Here is a 19,692-nt window from a genome sequence, read left to right as displayed (position 1 = left end):
CACTGTGCGGGGGCTCCGGCCGTCCCCTTTTTCTTCGGGGCTCGGTTCGCCTCCGGGGCGCTGGTGCCGGATCCAGGACGCCGTGCGTCCTCGGAATCGCTCGTTCCTCGCGGTTCCTGCGGGCGCTCGTCGTCCTTCGCCGGCGCGCCCCTTCGGCTCACTCGCCGGGGCGTGGCCGTGCGCGCGGGCTCGGTTCGCCTCCGGGGTGCTGGTGTCGGCTCCAGGGCGTCGTGCGTCCTCGGAATCGCTCGTTCCTCGCGGTTCCTGCGGGGGCGCGCCGTCCTTCGCCGGCGCGCCCCCTCGGCTCACCCGCCCGGGCGTAGCCGGGCGGGCGGGCCGGATTTCCCCCGCTCGGACGGCTCCGGCTTTTCCCGGCGGGCCGGAGAGGGTACGACTCACAGGTAGCACCGGCCAGTAGGCCGGTACCACCGACTCCGGCGGCGAGGTGAGTCCCCTCATGTCCGCAACACAGCCCAAGGTGACCGAGCGCGAGGCACGGCAGGTCGCGGAGGCGGCCCGGGAACAGGATTGGCGCAAACCCAGTTTCGCCAAGGAACTGTTCCTCGGACGCTTCCGGCTCGACCTGATCCACCCCCATCCGCTCCCCGCCGACGAGGACGTCCGGCGGGGCGAGGCCTTCCTGGCCCGGCTGCGGGAGTTCTGCGAGACCCGCATCGACGGGGCCCGCATCGAGCGCGAGGCGAAGATCCCCGACGAGACCGTGCGCGGTCTCAAGGAGCTCGGCGCCCTCGGCATGAAGATCGACCCCAAGTACGGCGGTCTCGGTCTCACCCAGGTCTACTACAACAAGGCGCTGGCCCTCGTCGGCTCGGTGAGCCCGGCCATCGGGGCCCTGCTCTCCGCCCACCAGTCGATCGGCGTGCCCCAGCCGCTGAAGATGTTCGGCACGCAGGAGCAGAAGGACGCCTACCTGCCCCGCTGCGCCACCACCGCCATCAGCGCCTTCCTGCTCACCGAGCCCGACGTGGGGTCCGACCCGGCGCGCCTGGCCACCACGGCGGTCCCGGACGGCGACGACACGTACGTGCTCGACGGCGTGAAGCTGTGGACGACCAACGGGGTCGTCGCGGACCTGCTCGTCGTGATGGCCCGCGTCCCGAAGTCCGAGCACCACCGCGGCGGGATCACCGCCTTCGTCGTCGAGGCCGACTCGCCCGGCATCACCGTCGAGCACCGCAACGCCTTCATGGGCCTGCGCGGCCTGGAGAACGGCGTGACCCGCTTCCACCGGGTACGGGTCCCCGCGGCCCAGCGCATCGGTGCCGAGGGCGCCGGACTCAAGATCGCCCTGACCACGCTCAACACCGGCCGACTGTCCCTGCCCGCCATGTGCGTCGGCGCCGGAAAGTGGTGCCTGAAGATCGCCCGCGAGTGGTCCGGCGTCCGCGAGCAGTGGGGCCGGCCGGTCGCCCGGCACGAGGCGGTCGGCGCCAAGATCTCCTTCATCGCCGCCACCACCTTCGCCCTCGAAGCGGTGGTCGACCTCGCCTCCCAGATGGCCGACGAGGACCGCAACGACATCCGCATCGAGGCCGCCCTCGCCAAGCTCTACGGCTCCGAGATGGCCTGCCTGATGGCCGACGAACTGGTCCAGATCCGCGGCGGGCGCGGCTTCGAGACCGCCGAGTCCCTGGCCGCCCGCGGCGAACGCGCCGTCCCCGCCGAGCAGATGCTCCGCGACCTGCGCATCAACCGGATCTTCGAAGGCTCCACCGAGATCATGCACCTGCTGATCGCCCGCGAGGCCGTCGACGCCCACCTCTCGGTGGCGGGCGACCTCATCGACCCCGAGAAGGCACTCGGCGACAAGGCGAAGGCGGGAGCCCGCGCCGCCGGGTTCTACGCCCGCTGGCTGCCCAAGCTCGCCACCGGCCCCGGCCAGGTCCCCGGCACCTACCGCGCCTTCCACCCCGGCGGCCACCCCGACCTCTCCACCCACCTGCGCTACGTGGAGCGCAGCGCCCGCAAACTCGCCCGCTCGACCTTCTACGCCATGTCCCGCTGGCAGGGCCGGATGGAGACCAAACAGGGCTTCCTCGGCCGGATCGTCGACATCGGCGCCGAGCTCTTCGCCATGAGTGCGGCCTGCGTCCGCGCCGAGCACCTGCGGGCCACCGGCGCCCACGGCCGCGAGGCCTACCAGCTGGCCGACGCCTTCTGCGAGCAGTCCCGGCTGCGCGTGGAGGAGCTCTTCGGCCGGCTCTGGTCCAACACCGACGACCTCGACCGCAAGGTGGTCGCGGGCGTCCTGTCCGGCACCTACGCCTGGCTGGAGGAGGGCGTCCTGGACCCCTCCGGCGAGGGCCCCTGGATCGCGGACGCGACACCCGGACCCTCAACACAGAAAAACGTGCACCGCCCCATCCGCTGACCTGCGATCATCGCCGGACGTCGGACAGACGTACGAGGATGAGTACGAGTACTGGTACCCGTACGAGCACAGCGCGAGGCGGACGAACGATGCCGACGGCCGAGGAAGACCGCACCAGCCGACGGTTGGCCTGGTGCGTGGCGCACCTGCTGCGCCACGCACCGGACGACATCGTCACCGACATGATCGGCAGGCTGGACGAGCCCACCCGCAAGTACCTGTGCCGGGACGAGTGGCTGTCGGCCTCGACCGTCACCCTGCTGCTGCGCCACGGCGGCGCGGCCGACCGGACCTTCATCGCGCGCAACCCCCGGGTCGTGGGCCGGCCGCTGCCCGGTCTGCCCGGACCCACCCGCTACGCCCACCGCCGCACACCGCCCGAACTCCTGCCGGTGCTCCGCACCGAACTCGGCAGGGACCCCGACGAGGGGCCGCTCGACGCGGCCGAACTGGCGGGCCTGCTGCGCCGGCACGGCAGGCGCGGGCCGCGGGTCCCGCTGGACGTCCTGGCGCTGCGCCACCGGCCGGACCCGGAGCCGCTGCTCGCCGAGCACCTCCGCGAGCCACTGCCGCCCGGCTCGGTCGAGGCCCTGCTGCTCGTCGCGAACCTGCCCCTGGAGACCGTCCTCGCGTTTCTGGCCGCCCCGGCGCCGCCGCACGGGCGCTCCTGGCACCGGCCCGCCGTCCGCGCGGTGCGGATGGGAGCGGTCACGCACGAGGAACTCGTCGCGCACGTCGCCCCCGCGCACCGCACCCTGCTGCTCGCCCGCCTCCCCGACACCCACGGCCTGCGCTGGACCCTGCCCGAACAGGCCGGCATGCAGACGGCCGTCCTGCGGGCCCTGCGCCCGCTGGGGGACGATCCCCGCCTGTGGGCCGAGCTGCTGAGGCACGCACCCGGCTACCGGGGCCCGCTGCCCGCGCTGGTCGCCGCCCTGACCGACGCCGCCGTGCCCGAGGCGGCCGATGCCGGTGCGCCGGGCCCCGACCTGGCGCGCGCGGTGCGCCACCTGGCCCCGACGGCCGTCGAGCCGTACGGGGGCGTGGAGCGCGAGCTGGCCCTGACGAGCCTCGCGGTGCCGATGGACCGTGTCGACGAGGACATCCGCTGGGTGCGCGACTGCATCGACCGCGGCCTGCTCACCGGCCGTGACGTGATCCGGCACAAGCTGCCGGCCTGCTGGGCCCTGGACCAGGACCACTGGCTCGGTGACGTGGACCATCCCGACCGGCACGACCGCCCCGCGGCCGTCCTCGCCTCCCACGCCGAGGCCGACCAGCTCCTGGCCCTGGCCCTCGACGAGGACCCCGAGGCTTGGTGGAACGTCGCCCGGACGCTCCCGGAGTTCGCCGGAACCCTCCCGCACCTGCTGCTCCGGGTAACGGAAGGGGGCTCCGTGTCCGGCCGCTCATGACTTGCGGCAACAATGGGGGCATGAGCGACCGCCCAGCCCCCCTCGCCGACCCGCACCTCCTCTTCGACCCCGCGGCCGGCCTCCGGGACATCGTCATCCTCGGGTCCACCGGGTCCATCGGGACCCAGGCCATCGACCTCGCCCTGCGCAACCCGGACCGGTTCAGGGTCACCGCCCTGTCCGCCGCCGGCGGGCGGGTGGAACTGCTGGCCGAGCAGGCCCGGCTGCTGCGGGTCAAGACCGTGGCCGTCGCCCGCGAGGACGTCGTACCGGCCCTGAAAGAGGCGCTGAGCGCCCAGTACGGGCCGTCCGAGCCGCTGCCCGAGATCCTGGCCGGTCCGGACGCCGCGGCCGAGCTTGCCGCCTCCGAGTGCCACACCGTCCTCAACGGCATCACCGGTTCCATCGGCCTCGCGCCGACCCTGGCCGCACTGCGGGCCGGCCGGACCCTGGCCCTGGCCAACAAGGAGTCGCTGATCGTCGGCGGCCCGCTGGTCAAGGCCCTGGCGAAGCCCGGCCAGATCATCCCGGTGGACTCCGAGCACGCGGCGCTCTTCCAGGCGCTCGCCGCCGGCACCCGGGCCGACGTCCGCAAGCTCGTGGTGACCGCCTCCGGCGGGCCCTTCCGAGGCCGCACCCGCGCAGAGCTCGCGAGCGTGACCGTCCAGGACGCGCTCGCGCACCCCACCTGGGCCATGGGCCCGGTGATCACGGTCAACTCCGCGACCCTGGTCAACAAGGGGCTGGAGGTCATCGAGGCGCACCTGCTCTACGACATCCCCTTCGACCGCATCGAGGTCGTGGTCCACCCGCAGTCCTACGTGCACTCGATGGTGGAGTTCACCGACGGCTCCACGCTCGCCCAGGCCACCCCGCCGGACATGCGCGGCCCGATCGCCATCGGCCTCGGCTGGCCCGAGCGGATCCCGGACGCGGCCCCCGCCTTCGACTGGACCAAGGCCTCCACCTGGGAGTTCTTCCCGCTGGACACCGAGGCCTTCCCGTCGGTCGGCCTCGCCCGGCACGTGGGCACCCTCGGCGGCACCGCCCCGGCCGTGTTCAATGCGGCCAACGAGGAGTGCGTGGAAGCATTCCTGGCAGGTCGGCTGCCGTTCACAGCAATCATGGATACGGTCTCTGCCGTGGTCGACGAGCACGGGACGCCTGAGTCGGGAACCTCCCTGACGGTCCAGGACGTCCTTGAAGCAGAGGCCTGGGCCAGGGCCCGGGCGCGGGAGATGGCGGCTCGGGCCGCCGTGGAGGCGCGCGCATGACACTACTGATGACGGTGCTCGGGGTCGTGGTCTTCGCGGTCGGCCTGCTGGTCTCCATCGCCTGGCACGAGCTGGGGCACCTTTCCACGGCCAAGATCTTCGGCATTCGCGTGCCGCAGTACATGGTGGGCTTCGGTCCGACCATCTGGTCGCGGAGGAAGGGCGAGACCGAGTACGGGATCAAGGCCATCCCGATGGGCGGCTACATCCGCATGATCGGGATGTTCCCGCCCGGCGAGGACGGCAAGGTCACCGCACGCTCCACCTCGCCGTTCCGATCGATGATCGAGGACGCGCGCTCGGCCGCGTACGAGGAGCTCCAGCCCGGGGACGAGAGCCGGCTCTTCTACACGCGCAAGCCGTGGAAGCGCGTGATCGTGATGTTCGCCGGCCCGTTCATGAACCTGATCCTGGCCGTGGCGATCTTCCTCACGACCCTGATGACCTTCGGGCTCAACACTCAAACCACCTCGGTCGCCACCGTCTCGGACTGCGTCATCCAGCAGAGCGACAAGCGCGACAAGTGCGCCCCCGGCGACCCGGCCGCCCCCGCCAAGGCCGCGGGCCTCAAGGCGGGCGACAAGATCGTCGCCTTCAACGGCCGATCGGTCGGCGACTGGTCCGCCCTGCAGAAGAACATCCGCGCCACCGTCGGCCCCGCCACGATCACGGTCGAGCGGGCCGGACAGCGCGTGGACCTCAAGGCGAACCTGATCGAGAACAAGGTCGCCAAGACGGACGGCAACGGCCGGTACGTCAAGGACGAGTACGTCACCGCGGGCTTCCTCGGCTTCGCCCCCGCCTCCGGCTACGTCCCGCAGTCCTTCGGCCAGTCCGTCGACCGCATGGGCGAGATGATGCAGGCCGGCGTCCAGTCGCTGGTCGAACTCCCGACCAAGGTCCCCGACCTGTGGAACGCGGCCTTCAACGGAGCCGAGCGCAAGCAGGACAGCCCGATGGGCGTCGTCGGCGCGGCGCGGGTCAGCGGTGAGATCTTCACCCTCGACATCCCCGCCCAACACCAGCTGGTCTTCTTCCTCAACCTGCTGGCCGGCTTCAACCTGTCGCTGTTCCTGTTCAACATGCTGCCGCTGCTCCCGCTCGACGGCGGACACATCGCCGGCGCCCTGTGGGAGTCGATCCGGCGCACCGTCGCACGGATCTTCCGGCGTCCCGATCCCGGACCGTTCGACGTGGCGAAGCTGATGCCCGTCGCGTACGTGGTCGCGGGCCTGTTCATCTGCTTCACCCTGCTGGTGATGGTCGCGGACGTGGTCAACCCGATCAAGATCACCTAGTTTGCGGGGGTCGTACCCCAGACGTACCGGAGCCGGGCACGGATCGTGCCCGGCTCCCTACGTTCGGGTGCCACACCCCCTCGGATGCACGGCCCGCCCCCGGGTTGGCGTAATCTCGAAGCCTGGAGCCCGCCGATCTCGGGACCTTGATCCACACCTTGGGGTTGCACAGCAGATGACTGCCATCTCTCTCGGAATGCCGGCCGTGCCGACGAAGCTTGCCGACCGCAGGGTCAGCCGCAAGATCCAGGTCGGCAAGGTCGCCGTCGGCGGCGACTCACAGATCTCCGTGCAGTCGATGACCACCACCAGGACCTCCGACATCGGGGCGACGCTCCAGCAGATCGCCGAGCTCACCGCCTCCGGCTGCGACATCGTCCGGGTGGCGTGCCCGACCCAGGACGACGCTGACGCGCTCGCCGTGATCGCCAAGAAGTCGCAGATCCCGGTCATCGCCGACATCCACTTCCAGCCGAAGTACGTGTTCGCCGCGATCGACGCCGGCTGCGCCGCGGTCCGCGTGAACCCGGGCAACATCAAGCAGTTCGACGACAAGGTCAAGGAGATCGCGAAGGCCGCGAACGAGACCCGCACGCCGATCCGCATCGGTGTGAACGCAGGCTCCCTCGACGCCCGGCTGCTGAAGAAGTACGGCAAGGCCACCCCCGAGGCGCTGGTCGAGTCCGCGCTGTGGGAGGCCTCCCTCTTCGAGGAGCACGGCTTCGGCGACATCAAGATCTCGGTCAAGCACAACGACCCGGTCGTCATGGTCAACGCCTACCGCCAGCTCGCCGCCGCCTGCGACTACCCGCTGCACCTGGGCGTCACCGAGGCCGGCCCCGCCTTCCAGGGCACCATCAAGTCCGCCGTCGCCTTCGGCGCGCTGCTCTCCGAGGGCATCGGCGACACCATCCGCGTCTCCCTCTCCGCCCCGCCGGCGGAGGAGGTCAAGGTCGGCATCCAGATCCTGGAGTCCCTGAACCTCAAGCCGCGCCGCCTGGAGATCGTCTCCTGCCCGTCCTGCGGCCGCGCCCAGGTCGACGTCTACAAGCTGGCCGAGGAGGTCACGGCGGGCCTCGAGGGCATGGAGGTCCCGCTGCGCGTCGCCGTCATGGGCTGCGTCGTCAACGGCCCCGGCGAGGCCCGCGAGGCCGACCTCGGCGTCGCCTCCGGCAACGGCAAGGGCCAGATCTTCGTGAAGGGCGAGGTCATCAAGACCGTCCCCGAGTCGAAGATCGTGGAGACCCTCATCGAAGAGGCCATGAAGATCGCGGCGCAGATGGAGGCCGACGGCATCACCAGCGGCGAGCCCACCGTCGCCATCGGCGTCTGATTCCCCGGCCCGGCCCGGGCCCCCGCCGTCAGTGGCCCCGGCACCGTTCCCGCAGTTCGGGGGCGGTCCGGGGCCCTTTCGTGACCTCGGACGCGGCATCCCCGGGCCCCGCCGGGTACAGTGCGGAGATCAGTAGACGCGCATGGTGAGGCCCCAGTGTTGACGCAGACCACCACCCGGGTCCTTGAGCCCAGTGATCTCGACGCCGCGATGGAAATCCTCGGACGCGAGCCGGTCGAGAACGCTTTCGTCACCTCCCGGGTCCAGGTCGCCGGACTCGACCCCTGGCGCCTGGGCGGCGAGATGTGGGGCTGGTACGCCGACGGCGAGCTCCGCGCGCTCTGCTACGCGGGCGCCAACCTGGTCCCCGTCTGCGCCGGACCTGACGCCGTGCGCGCCTTCGCCGACCGGGCCCGCCGTACCGGCCGCCGCTGCTCCTCCATCGTCGGCCCCGCCGAAGCCACCCGACTGCTGTGGCAGCTCCTGGAGCCCAGCTGGGGCCCGGCCCGCGAGATCCGCTCCCACCAGCCGCTCATGGTCATCGAGCGTCCGTCCACCACTGTCGAGCCCGACCCGCAGGTCCGCCGGATCCGCAAGGACGAGATGGACCTGATCATGCCCGCCTGCGTGGCCATGTTCACCGAGGAGGTCGGCATCTCGCCGATGGCCGGTGACGGCGGGCTGCTCTACCAGGCCCGCGTCGCCGAACTCGTCGCCAGCGGCCGTTCCTTCGCCCGCGTCGACGACGGCAAGGTCGTCTTCAAGGCCGAGATCGGCGCCGCCACCGCCCGCGCCTGCCAGATCCAGGGCGTGTGGGTGGACCCCGAGTTCCGCGGCCTCGGCCACTCGGAGACCGGGATGGCCGCCGTCGTCGAGTACGCGCTGCGGGACGTGGCTCCCGTGGTCAGCCTGTACGTGAACGATTTCAACACCGCCGCGCGGGCGGCCTACCGCCGCGTGGGCTTCCGCGAGGTCGGTGCGTTCATGAGCGTGCTCTTCTGACACCCGACCGCACCTGATCCGGACGGCGGGCGACGGACCTCGGCCGGGGCATTCCGGCAGCCCCGTACCGCGAAGTAAGGTCGCCGCATGCTGCCTTCCGGAGTCCGCATCGGTCCCCTCGACCTCGCCGCCCGCGTGGACGAGGCGCTGCGCGTGCAGGCCGTCGCCTTCGGCCTCAGCGAGGAGGAGGTCGGCATCCGGCGGTACATCGTCCAGCGCCACATGACCTGCCGCGGCGCCCGTGCCCTCGGGGCCTTCGCCGAGGACGGCGCCCTCACCGGATTCGTGTACGGGATGCCGAACGACCGCAGCCACTGGTGGTCCACCATCGTCGAGCCCTACTTGCGGGCCGGCGGGCACGACGACTGGCTCGACGGATCCTTCGTGATCACCGAACTGCACGTCCACCCCGGCTTCCAGGGCCACGGCGTCGGCCGCACCCTCATCACCGGCATCACCGACGCCGCCGCCGAGCCCCGCTCGATCCTCTCCGCCATCGACACCGAGAGCCCCGCCCGCGGCCTCTACCGGGCCCTCGGCTACCACGACCTCGCCCGCCAGGTCCACTTCCCGAGCGCGAGCATGCCGTACGCCGTCATGGGCGCCACCCTGCCGCTGAGCAGGCCCTGAAACCCGTACCGCGGGCCTCCGGGCCCCCGGTAATCTCCCGACATGTCTACGCAACACGTCCAGCGCATGTCCCGCCTCATGGCCAAGACCCTCCGCGAGGACCCGGCCGACGCCGAAACCCTCAGCCACCGACTCCTGGTCCGCGCCGGCTACGTCCGGCGCAGCTCGGCCGGGGTCTGGACGTGGCTGCCGCTCGGCAAGAGGGTCCTGGACAACGTCTCGCGCGTCGTCCGCGAGGAGATGGACGCGATCGGGGCCCAGGAGGTGCTGCTCCCGGCCCTGCTGCCGAAGGAGCCGTACGAGGTCAGCGGACGCTGGTCGGAGTACGGGGACCTGCTGTTCCGGCTCAAGGACCGCAGGGGCGCGGACTACCTGCTCGGGCCGACGCACGAGGAGGTCTTCACCCTCGTCGTGAAGGACCAGTGCACCTCCTACAAGGATCTGCCGGTCATGCTGTACCAGATCCAGACCAAGTACCGCGACGAGGCGCGGCCCCGGTCTGGGGTGCTGCGCGGACGCGAGTTCCAGATGAAGGACTCGTACTCCTTCGACGTGTCCGACGAGGGGTTGGAGGAGTCCTACCGGCTCCACCGCGAGGCGTACGTCCGCATCTTCGAGCGGCTCGGCCTGGACCACCGGATCGTGTCCGCCGTGTCGGGCGCCATGGGCGGATCGGCGTCGGAGGAGTTCCTGGCCCCGGCCGAAGCGGGGGAGGACACCTTCGTGGACTGCCCGTCCTGCGACTACGCGGCGAACACGGAGGCCGTGACCTTCGCCCTGGCCCCCATCACCACGGAGCACCCGGCGGTGGAGGAGGTGGACACCCCGGACACCCCGACGATCGAGACCCTGGCCGCGCACCTGGGCGTGCCCGCCTCGGCGACGCTGAAGAACCTCCTGGTCAAGGTCGACGGCGAGATCACGGCCGTGGGCGTGCCGGGGGACCGGGAGGTGGACCTCGGCAAGCTGGGCGAGCACCTGGCCCCGGCGGTCGTGGAGCTGGTGACGGCCGAGGACTTCGAGGGCCGCCCGGACCTGGTACGCGGCTACGTGGGCCCGCAGGGCCTGGAGAAGGTCCGCTACCTGGCCGACCCGCGGGTCGCGCCCGGCACGTCGTGGGTGACGGGGGCCAACCGCGCGGACACGCACGCCCGCAACGTGGTCTGCGGGCGGGACTTCGAGGTCGACCGGTACCTGGACGTGGTGGTCGTGGAGCCGGGCGACCCCTGTCCGTCCTGCGGGGCCGGCCTGAAGCTCGACCGGGCCATCGAGATCGGGCACATCTTCCAGCTGGGCCGCAAGTACGCGGACGCCTTCGGGCTGGACGTCCTCGGCCGCGAGGGCAAGCCGGTCCGGGTCACGATGGGCTCCTACGGCATCGGAGTCTCCCGCGCGGTGGCGGCGCTCGCCGAGCAGACGGCGGACGAGCGCGGCCTGTGCTGGCCCGCGGCGGTGGCTCCGGCCGACGTCCACGTGGTGGCGGCGGGCAAGGCGGTGCCGCTCGCACTGGCGGAGGAGGCGGCGACGGCACTGGCCGCGGCGGGTCTACGGGTGCTGCTGGACGACCGCCCCGGCCTGTCGCCCGGCGTGAAGCTCACGGACGCGGAACTGATCGGCGTGCCGTGGATCCTGGTGGCGGGCCGCCGCTCCGGCGACGGGGTGGTCGAACTCCAAGGCCGTGCGTCGGGCACCCGCGAGGAACTTCCGATGGCCGAAGCCCTCGCCCGCCTGACCTCGTAACACGGCAGCGGCCCGGCTTCGCGGGGCTCCGCCCCGGACCTCGCGCCCCACACGCCGGCGAGGCCGGATCTCGGCCGAGGCCGAGCAATTTCAGCCCGTCCGGCGTTTGAGGACCGGGTCCGGGTGGAGCTCGGGGAACGGCGGAAGGGTGGGTCGGGGACGGCTCCGCGCAGCGGCTACTCGCGCAGCCCGTCCCGCTCCTGCTCCGGCGGCGGCGGCGCGTCCAGCATCAGGCCGTCCAGGCCGTCCGCCGCGCCGTTGAGCGCGTCCGGAGCCGGGGCCGCGTCGACCGCGCCGTCGACCCCGGTCGGAGCAGCCGGGGCCCCGTCGATCGCGTCATCGACCTCGGCCGGCCCGGGGCCTTCGGAAGCCGGGCCGGCCGGGGCCGGTTCCTGCCGCGCGGGCGCCGCCGCAGGCGGAGGGGCCGAGCGCTCGAGGAAGCGCAACAGCTCCACCGGGAACGGCAGCACCAGCGTGGAGTTCTTCTCGGCGGCGACCGCCACGATCGTGTGCAGCAGGCGCAACTGCAACGCCGCCGGCTGTTCCGACATGACCTCCGCCGCCTCGGCGAGCTTGTGCGAGGCCTGGAGCTCCGCGTCCGCGTTGATCACACGGGCCCGGCGCTCACGGTCCGCCTCCGCCTGCCGGGCCATCGACCGCTTCATCGTCTCCGGCAGCGAGACGTCCTTGATCTCGACCCGGTCGATCTGCACGCCCCAGCCCACCGCCGGGCTGTCGATCATCAGCTCCAGGCCCTGGTTGAGCATCTCCCGGTTGGACAGCAGATCATCCAGGTCCGACTTTCCGATGATCGACCTGAGCGAGGTCTGCGCCATTTGCGAGACGGCGAAGCGGTAGTCCTCCACCGCCACGATTGCGCTCGCCGGGTCGACGACCTTGAAGTACACGACCGCGTCCACCCGCACCGTGACGTTGTCCCGGGTGATGCCCTCCTGCGCGGGCACCGGCAGCGTCACGATCTGCATGTTCACCTTGCGGAGCCGCTCCACGAAAGGAACGATCGTCGTGAAACCGGGCCCGCGGACCTCCTCGCGCAGCCTGCCGAAGCGGAAGACCAAGCCCCGCTCGTACTGCTTCACCACCCGGGCCGCGGCGCCCACGTAGACCGCGACGCCCACACCCGTGGCGATGGCCGCTGTCAGCAGTTCTTCGACCATGACGGCCCCCTGCCGGACATACCTTCCTACCTACGGTATGCCCTACAGCCAGGCCGCGAACTCCAGCAGCAGCTCCGCGTCCCGGCGCCGCCCGACGGCCAGCGCGCGGTTGCCCGACTCCACCGCCCGGAACAGCGTCCAGCCCCGCAGCCGCTCCCGGTCCACGTCCAGCGCGTCCGCCAGCTTGTTCACCCGGCGCCGGGCCCCCGCCGCCCCCGCCGAAGAGGCCACCTGGTCCTCCAGCCGGTCGCGGACCAGCCGCGCCAGGTCGTACGCCCGCTCACCGACCAGCGGATCGGGGCCCACCGTCAGCCACGGCGCCCGCTCGCCCGCCAGCACCTTGCCCTGCCGGAAGTTCCCGTGCAGCAGCAGCTCCTCCGGCGGGGCCGCCACCAGCTCCGCCCGCATCGCCAGCGCGGTGTCCGCCAGGGCCCGGGTCTCCGCCGGTGCCGCCCGCAGGGCCGCCGACTGCCACTCGGTGCGCTCCGCCACCGTCTCCCACCCGTGCCCGGCCGGCGGCGCCACCCACAGCCGGCGCAGCGTGCCGCTCGCCTCCAGCAGGGCCTTCGCCTCCGGCAGGGACCGCAGGGACACCTCGGGGTGCAGCCGTTCCAGCAGCAGCGCCCCGTCGTCGTCGTGATGCCGCGAGTCGAGGACCCGTACGGCCCCGAAACCGCCCCAGTGGGCCAGCGCGGCCAACTCGCGGTCGGGCCGGGCGTGCGGCGGGGCCAGTTTCAGCGCGGCCGGGGTCCCGTCGGCGTACGTGACGAGGACCACCAGGCTGCTGCGGCCGCCCGGGGCCTGCACCCGCCGGGCCTCCACCCCGCGCCGGGACAGCGCGGCCTCGGCGAGTCGGGGCAACTGCCCCAGCCAGTCCGTGTCCTGCGCCGATTCCGGCATCTCGCCGAGCGCCCGTACAAGCCGCTGCGGCGGTTCGAAAGCCATGCGTGCGTGGTCCCTTTCAGCTGTGCTGGGCCCGTTGCGCCTCGTCAGCGCGTTCCGTGAGCCCAGGGAAGGCTACGCCGACACCACGCCAGCGTGCCGCGCGCACTGCCGCCGCGCTCAGCGCGTCGGCCGCCTCGCGGCGCAGCGGACCCTCTGCCGCGCGCACCAGATCGGAGTACGCGCCGGCCACCCGGTCCTCGATCTCGGCGGCCAGCCGCTCGGCGTCGGCCGGGCCGCGGACCTCGAACGGCAGGGCGTACGCGGCCTCCGCGGGCCGGGGCGCGCCGCCCAGCTCCCGTACGGTCCGGGCGAGCGCGTCGCGCCGAGCGAGGTGCCCGCCGTACGCCTCCCGGGCCTGCGCGGCACGGGCACCGGCGGACCGGGCACCGATCACCCCGTAGCCGTACGCGGCCGCGTGCTCGGCGGCGAGCGCGGCCTGGGCGGCGTCCAGGACCCGGCCGGCGGGGGAGGGTTCGGGCTTCACGAGGTGGCTCCGGGGGTCGAGGTCAGCAGGTACGCGTGTACGGCGCCGCAGGCGGCCACCGACGCCAGCAGCCGGGCCAGCTCCCCGGGGGCGCCGGCCAGGTCGATGGTCCGGGACTCGGACAGGCTCCGCTCGGCGTCCGCGAGCGCGGTCAGGGCCTCGTCGGGCTTCGGCGGCACCGGATCGCCGCTCGCCGCGGGCGCGGCGGCCCCCGTACCGCCGGACGGGGACGGGGAGGGGGACGGCGGTGCCGTACGGGTGGGGGACAGGGCCGCGGCGTGGGCGGCGACGGCGGCGCGCAGCGGAGCGAGCCGCGCGGCCAGGGCCGGATGGGCGGCCGCCGTGGCGTCGTAACGTTCCAGCAGCCGCGTGCTGTCACGAACGGCCGTCTCCCGCATCCGCCGTTCGAGTGGAATCGTCAGGGCGGCGCCGGTCGGGAGGTCGCCGGAACACCCGGTCAGCAGCGCGGCGCCGGCCGCGCCGGCCACACCGGCGAGCAGGGTCCTGCGCGAGGGTCTCGAAGGCGGGGTCCAGGACACGGCGACGTCCTCCGGGTGATGGCGGGGCAGGTGGCGGGGCAAGGTGTGATCACGGTACCCGGGGCCCTGTCCACAGGGCGGACGGCAACACCCTCCGACACCGGATACCCTTTGACCTGACACACGACGGAAACCACAACAGCACACGCGGCCGAGGAGTCACCCGGATGAGCACCACCCAGAGCGACAGGCTGCGCGGACTGCTGGAGCCGCTCGTCGCCGCCAAGGGCCTGGACCTCGAAGAGATCGAGATGTCGCGGGCGGGCAAGCGCCGGATGCTGCGGATCATCGTGGACTCCGACGAGGGCGTGGAGCTGGACGCGTGTGCCGAGCTGAGTCGCGAGGTCTCCGACAAGCTCGACGAAACCGATGTGATGGGTGAGGACGAGTACGTCCTCGAAGTCAGCTCGCCGGGCGCCGACCGCCCGCTGACCGAGCACCGTCACTACGTACGGGCCATCGGTCGCCTTGTGAAGTTCCAGCTGTCCGCCGAGGGCGAGAAGGGTGCCGGGGAACTGGTCGCCCGGATCCTCGACGTCGACGACGAGGGCCTGGACCTCGAAGTGCCGGGCGTGAAGGGCCGCAAGGCGACCGCCCGCCGCATCGCATTCACCGACATCGCCAAGGCGCGTGTCGAGATCGAGTTCAACCGCAAGGACAAGAAGGAAGAGGAGGCGTAGCCGTGGACATCGACATGAGTGCCCTGCGGGGTCTGGTCCGGGAGAAGGAGATCTCCTTCGACCTGCTCGTCGAGGCGATCGAGTCGGCCCTCCTCATCGCGTACCACCGGACCGAGGGGAGCTTCCGCCGCGCTCGCGTCGTGCTGGACCGCACCAACGGTCACGTGGTCGTGTGGGCGACGGAAGACCCGAGGGACCTCGAAGAGGGGCAGGAGCCCAAGGAGTTCGACGACACCCCGTCGGACTTCGGCCGGATCGCCGCGACGACCGCCAAGCAGGTGATCCTGCAGCGTCTGCGCGACGCCGAGGACGACCTGACCTTCGGCGAGTTCGCCGGCCGTGAGGGCGACGTCATCACCGGCGTCGTCCAGCAGGGCAAGGACCCCAAGAACGTCCTCGTCGACATCGGCAAGCTGGAAGCCATCCTGCCGGTGCAGGAGCAGGTGCCCGGCGAGGAGTACACGCACGGTCTGCGCCTGAAGGCGTACGTCGTGCGGGTGGCGAAGGGCGTCCGCGGTCCGTCCGTGACCCTTTCGCGGACCCACCCCAACCTCGTGAAGAAGCTCTTCTCGCTGGAGGTCCCGGAGATCGCCGACGGCAGCGTCGAGATCTCGGCGATCGCCCGTGAGGCCGGTCACCGCACCAAGATCGCCGTCCGGTCCACCCGTTCGGGCCTGAACCCGAAGGGTGCCTGCATCGGCCCGATGGGCAGCCGCGTGCGCAACGTGATGGCCGAACTGCACGGCGAGAAGATCGACATCGTCGACTGGTCGGACGACCCGGCGGAGATGGTCGCGAACGCGCTGTCACCCGCCCGGGTGAGCAAGGTCGAGGTCGTCGACTGGGACTCCCGGTCCGCCCGGGTGACCGTTCCGGACTACCAGCTGTCGCTGGCCATCGGCAAGGAAGGCCAGAACGCCCGCCTCGCCGCGCGGCTCACCGGCTGGCGCATCGACATCCGTCCCGACACCGAGGCGTCCCCGGACGCCGACCGGGGCCGGGCCGGGGAATAAACCGGTACCCTCCGGGCTTCCCCGGAGGGTAGACAGGGTGCACGGCCGCTGCTCCGGCAGCGGATACAAGACAACACGACAACCGTTCGATCTTTCCCCCGCGACGTGCCGGGGGAGAGGTCGGTGCGGGGAGGTAGACTTAGGCGTGTCTGGCCGGACGCAAGCCCGCGCATGCCCCGAACGCACCTGTGTGGGGTGTCGGGAGCGAGCGGCCAAGAACGATCTGCTGCGCGTCGTGGCGGACGGGGACGCATGCGTCCCCGATCCACGCGGTACGCGGCCGGGACGGGGTGCTTACGTGCACCCCGCCGTGGTCTGCCTCGACCAGGCGATTCGCCGCCGTGCGTTCCCCCGGGCCCTTCGGTCCGCCGGAGCGCTCGACACGGAGAACCTGCGCAATGCCGTGGCCCGTGAGGCCGGGGCCACACCGTAAAGAAGTAGTACGGCACGGATACCCCGTGCGGTCAGGTACCTCGCGAGTTGGAAGTAGGTCGAGATTGCGATGAGCACTCGATGAGTACGCGATGAGTACGCCCATGAAGTAGCGACGGTCCGGCGTAACCCGGACCTAAAAGGAGCGAAGTGGCTAAGGTCCGGGTATACGAACTCGCCAAGGAGTTCGGGGTGGAGAGCAAGGTCGTCATGGCCAAGCTCCAAGAACTCGGTGAATTCGTCCGTTCGGCGTCCTCGACGATCGAGGCGCCGGTTGTACGCAAGTTGACTGACGCACTGCAGGGGCCCGGCGGCAACGCCGGCAAGTCCGCTGCAAAGCCCGGCGCGCCCCGCAAGGCCGCGCCCGCCAAGCCCGCAGCGCCCTCCCCGGCCGCTGCGGCACGTCCTGCTGCCCCGAAGCCCGGTGCACCGGCCCCCAAGCCGGTCGTCGCCGAGGCTCCGGCCGCAAGCACCCCGGTGACTCCGGCCGCCCCCGGCCCGCGTCCCGGCCCGAAGGCTCCGGCCGCCCCGAAGCCCGCTCCGGCGGCGCCCGTGGCGACCGAGTTCTCCGCGCCTCCGGCGGCTCCGGCCGCCCCGGCGCGCACCGAGCGTCCCGCCGCGGCTCCCGGCCCCCGTCCGGCGCAGCAGCGTCCGGGCCAGGGTGGCCAGGGCGGTGCCCGTCCCGGCGCCCCGCGCCCGGCCGGTGCCACCCCCGGTGCCCAGGCGCCGCGTCCCGCCGGAGCCCCCGGCTCCCAGGCGCCGCGTCCGCAGGGTGCCCGTCCGGCGGGTCCCCGTCCGGGCAACAACCCCTTCACCTCCGGCGGCTCCACCGGCATGGCGCGCCCCCAGGCGCCCCGTCCGGCCGGCGCGCCCCGTCCCGGCGCCCCCGGTGCCGGTGGCGGCCAGGGTGCTCCCCGCCCGCAGGGTGGTCCCGGCGGCGCTCCGCGTCCGCAGGGTCCCGGCGGCGCCCGTCCGACCCCGGGCGGCATGCCGCGTCCGCAGGGCGGCGCCCCGCGTCCGGGCGGTGCTCCCGGCGGTAACCGTCCGAACCCGGGCATGATGCCGCAGCGTCCCGCTGCCGGTGGTCCCGGTCCCCGTCCCGGTGGCGGCCCCGGTGGCCGTGGTCCCGGTGCCGGCGGTCCGCGTCCCGGTGGCGCAGGTCGTCCCGGTGGCGGCGGCTTCGCCGGCCGTCCGGCCGGTCCCGGCTCGCGTCCCGCGGGCGGCGGCGGCTTCGGCGGTCCGCGTCCCGGTGGCGGCGGCTTCGGCGGCGGTCCGGCCGGCGCCGGTGGCGGCGGTCGTCCCGGCTTCGGCGGGCGTCCCGGTGGTCCCGGTGCCCGTGGTGGCACGCAGGGTGCCTTCGGCCGTCCCGGCGGTCCGGCCCGTCGCGGTCGCAAGTCGAAGCGTCAGAGGCGCCAGGAGTACGAGGCCATGCAGGCCCCGTCCGTCGGCGGCGTGATGCTGCCGCGCGGTGGCGGCGAGACCGTGCGCCTGTCGCGCGGTGCCTCCCTCACCGACTTCGCGGAGAAGATCAACGCCAACCCGGCGTCGCTCGTCGCCGTGATGATGAACCTCGGCGAGATGGTCACTGCCACGCAGTCCGTCTCCGACGAGACCCTCCAGCTCCTCGCGGGCGAGATGAACTACCAGGTTCAGATCGTCAGCCCGGAGGAAGAGGACCGCGAGCTCCTCGAGGGCTTCGACATCGAGTTCGGCGAGGACGAGGGCGGCGAGGAATTCCTCATGCCGCGTCCGCCGGTCGTCACCGTCATGGGTCACGTCGACCACGGTAAGACCCGCCTGCTCGACGCCATCCGCAAGACGAACGTCGTCGCGGGCGAGGCCGGTGGCATCACCCAGCACATCGGTGCCTACCAGGTCTCCACCCAGGTCAACGACGAAGACCGTCGCATCACCTTCATCGACACCCCGGGTCACGAGGCGTTCACCGCCATGCGTGCCCGTGGTGCGAAGTCGACCGACATCGCGATCCTCGTGGTCGCGGCCAACGACGGCGTCATGCCGCAGACGATCGAGGCGCTCAACCACGCCAAGGCCGCCGGCGTCCCGATCGTCGTCGCGGTCAACAAGATCGACGTCGAGGGTGCCGACCCGACCAAGGTGCGCGGTCAGCTCACCGAGTTCGGTCTGGTCGCCGAGGAGTACGGCGGCGACACGATGTTCGTCGACATCTCCGCCAAGCAGGGTCTGCACATCGACTCCCTGCTCGAGGCCGTCGTCCTCACCGCCGACGCCTCGCTCGACCTCCGCGCCAACCCGGAGCAGGACGCTCAGGGTATTGCGATCGAGTCCCACCTCGACCGCGGCCGCGGTGCCGTCGCCACCGTCCTCGTCCAGCGCGGTACCCTCCGCGTCGGCGACACGATGGTCGTGGGCGACGCCTACGGCCGAGTGCGCGCCATGCTCGACGACAAGGGCAACAACGTCGAGGAAGCGGGTCCGTCGACCCCCGTCCTGGTCCTGGGTCTCACCAACGTCCCCGGCGCCGGCGACAACTTCCTCGTCGTGGACGAGGACCGTACGGCCCGTCAGATCGCCGAGAAGCGTGCTGCGCGCGAGCGCAACGCCAACTTCGCCAAGCGCGTCCGCCGGGTGTCCCTGGAAGACCTCGACTCGGTCCTCAAGGCCGGTCTGGTCCAGGAACTCAACCTCATCATCAAGGGCGACGCGTCCGGTGCGGTCGAGGCCCTCGAGTCCTCGCTGCTCCAGCTCGACGTCGGCGAAGAGGTCGACATCCGCGTCCTGCACCGCGGTGTGGGTGCGGTCACCGAGTCCGACATCTCGCTGGCGATGGGCTCCGACGCCATCGTCATCGGTTACAACGTCCGTGCGGCCGGCCGTGCCGCGCAGATGGCGGACCGCGAGGGCGTCGACGTTCGCTACTACTCGGTGATCTACCAGGCCATCGAGGAGATCGAGGCGGCCCTGAAGGGTCTCCTCAAGCCGGAGTACGAAGAGGTCGAGCTCGGTACGGCGGAGGTCCGCGAGATCTTCCGCTCGTCCAAGCTGGGCAACATCGCCGGTGTCCTCATCCGGTCCGGCGAGGTCAAGCGCAACACCAAGGCGCGGCTCCTGCGCGATGGCAAGGTCATCGCCGAGAACCTCACCATCTCCGGTCTGCGCCGCTTCAAGGACGACGTCACCGAGATCCGCGAGGGCTTCGAGGGTGGTATCAACCTCGGTTCCTTCAACGACATCAAGATCGACGACGTCATCGCGACGTACGAGATGCGCGAGAAGCCGCGCGCGTAAGCGCGGGGCACATCGCACCGTGTCGTAGCTCGTCACACCGGGGCCGGTCGGCGGAATATCCGTCGAT

The 19,692-nt window shown here is 72.1% G+C and carries 16 protein-coding genes; 12 read left to right on the top strand and 4 right to left on the bottom strand.

Annotated elements, in window-relative coordinates; translation table 11 throughout:
- Window positions 1-457: 457 nt before the first annotated feature.
- From OG207_RS13235 to OG207_RS13200, 8 genes are all read left to right on the top strand, one after another.
- Complete coding sequence (locus OG207_RS13235; RefSeq protein ID WP_329098785.1) at window positions 458-2,392, top strand: acyl-CoA dehydrogenase family protein; 1,935 nt, start codon at window positions 458-460, stop codon at window positions 2,390-2,392.
- Between the two features lie 89 nt (window positions 2,393-2,481).
- Entirely contained in the window at window positions 2,482-3,807 is a 1,326-nt protein-coding gene (locus OG207_RS13230) for a hypothetical protein (RefSeq protein WP_329098784.1), read from the top strand.
- A gap of 20 nt (window positions 3,808-3,827) precedes the next feature.
- On the top strand, window positions 3,828-5,081 hold the full coding sequence (dxr, locus tag OG207_RS13225; protein WP_328788498.1) for a 1-deoxy-D-xylulose-5-phosphate reductoisomerase: 1,254 nt from the start codon (window positions 3,828-3,830) through the stop codon (window positions 5,079-5,081).
- Window positions 5,078-6,379 (top strand): M50 family metallopeptidase, encoded by a 1,302-nt coding sequence (locus OG207_RS13220; RefSeq protein WP_329098783.1) that lies wholly within the window; start codon window positions 5,078-5,080, stop codon window positions 6,377-6,379. The genes dxr and OG207_RS13220 overlap by 4 nt, the downstream gene beginning before the upstream one ends.
- Window positions 6,380-6,554: 175 nt before the next feature.
- Entirely contained in the window at window positions 6,555-7,712 is a 1,158-nt protein-coding gene (gene ispG / locus OG207_RS13215) for a flavodoxin-dependent (E)-4-hydroxy-3-methylbut-2-enyl-diphosphate synthase (RefSeq protein WP_030651122.1), read from the top strand.
- A gap of 159 nt (window positions 7,713-7,871) precedes the next feature.
- Window positions 7,872-8,714, top strand: a complete 843-nt coding sequence (locus OG207_RS13210) for a GNAT family N-acetyltransferase (protein ID WP_329107597.1) — start codon at window positions 7,872-7,874, stop codon at window positions 8,712-8,714.
- Window positions 8,715-8,801: 87 nt separating this feature from the next.
- Window positions 8,802-9,344, top strand: coding sequence for a GNAT family N-acetyltransferase (locus OG207_RS13205; protein ID WP_329098782.1), 543 nt, complete (start codon window positions 8,802-8,804; stop codon window positions 9,342-9,344).
- A 42-nt stretch (window positions 9,345-9,386) separates the two neighbouring features.
- On the top strand, window positions 9,387-11,084 hold the full coding sequence (locus OG207_RS13200; protein ID WP_329098781.1) for a proline--tRNA ligase: 1,698 nt from the start codon (window positions 9,387-9,389) through the stop codon (window positions 11,082-11,084).
- 176 nt (window positions 11,085-11,260) lie between these two features.
- Here OG207_RS13200 and OG207_RS13195 read toward each other — a convergent pair whose 3' ends face one another.
- Genes OG207_RS13195 through OG207_RS13180 form a run of 4 tightly spaced genes read right to left on the bottom strand, consistent with a single transcriptional unit; the run spans window position 11,261 to window position 14,230 of the window.
- The gene (locus tag OG207_RS13195) at window positions 11,261-12,262 is read right to left on the bottom strand and encodes a slipin family protein (RefSeq protein ID WP_329098780.1); all 1,002 of its coding nucleotides are present in this window, start codon (window positions 12,260-12,262) and stop codon (window positions 11,261-11,263) included.
- Window positions 12,263-12,304: 42 nt separating this feature from the next.
- A complete protein-coding gene (locus OG207_RS13190; protein ID WP_329098779.1) occupies window positions 12,305-13,207 on the bottom strand; it encodes an aminoglycoside phosphotransferase family protein in 903 nt (300 codons plus the stop codon).
- A gap of 16 nt (window positions 13,208-13,223) precedes the next feature.
- A complete protein-coding gene (locus tag OG207_RS13185; protein WP_329098778.1) occupies window positions 13,224-13,691 on the bottom strand; it encodes a ferritin-like domain-containing protein in 468 nt (155 codons plus the stop codon).
- Entirely contained in the window at window positions 13,688-14,230 is a 543-nt protein-coding gene (locus OG207_RS13180) for a hypothetical protein (RefSeq protein WP_329098777.1), read from the bottom strand. Before OG207_RS13180 ends, OG207_RS13185 begins: the two co-directional genes overlap by 4 nt.
- Window positions 14,231-14,397: 167 nt before the next feature.
- On the opposite strand from OG207_RS13180, the gene rimP reads away from it, so the two are divergent.
- The 4 genes from rimP (at window position 14,398) to infB (ending at window position 19,625) form a co-directional block, all read left to right on the top strand.
- Window positions 14,398-14,910, top strand: a complete 513-nt coding sequence (gene rimP / locus OG207_RS13175) for a ribosome maturation factor RimP (RefSeq protein ID WP_030012496.1) — start codon at window positions 14,398-14,400, stop codon at window positions 14,908-14,910.
- 2 nt (window positions 14,911-14,912) lie between these two features.
- Entirely contained in the window at window positions 14,913-15,923 is a 1,011-nt protein-coding gene (gene nusA / locus OG207_RS13170; RefSeq protein WP_329098776.1) for a transcription termination factor NusA, read from the top strand.
- 145 nt (window positions 15,924-16,068) lie between these two features.
- Window positions 16,069-16,356, top strand: coding sequence for a YlxR family protein (locus OG207_RS13165; RefSeq protein WP_329098775.1), 288 nt, complete (start codon window positions 16,069-16,071; stop codon window positions 16,354-16,356).
- 149 nt (window positions 16,357-16,505) lie between these two features.
- Window positions 16,506-19,625, top strand: a complete 3,120-nt coding sequence (gene infB, locus OG207_RS13160; RefSeq protein WP_329098774.1) for a translation initiation factor IF-2 — start codon at window positions 16,506-16,508, stop codon at window positions 19,623-19,625.
- Window positions 19,626-19,692 lie beyond the last annotated feature (67 nt).

Source organism: Streptomyces sp. NBC_01439, assembly GCF_036227605.1.
In the GTDB taxonomy this organism is placed as follows: Bacteria; Actinomycetota; Actinomycetes; order Streptomycetales; family Streptomycetaceae; genus Streptomyces.
This window is presented reverse-complemented; position numbering and strand designations above follow the sequence as displayed.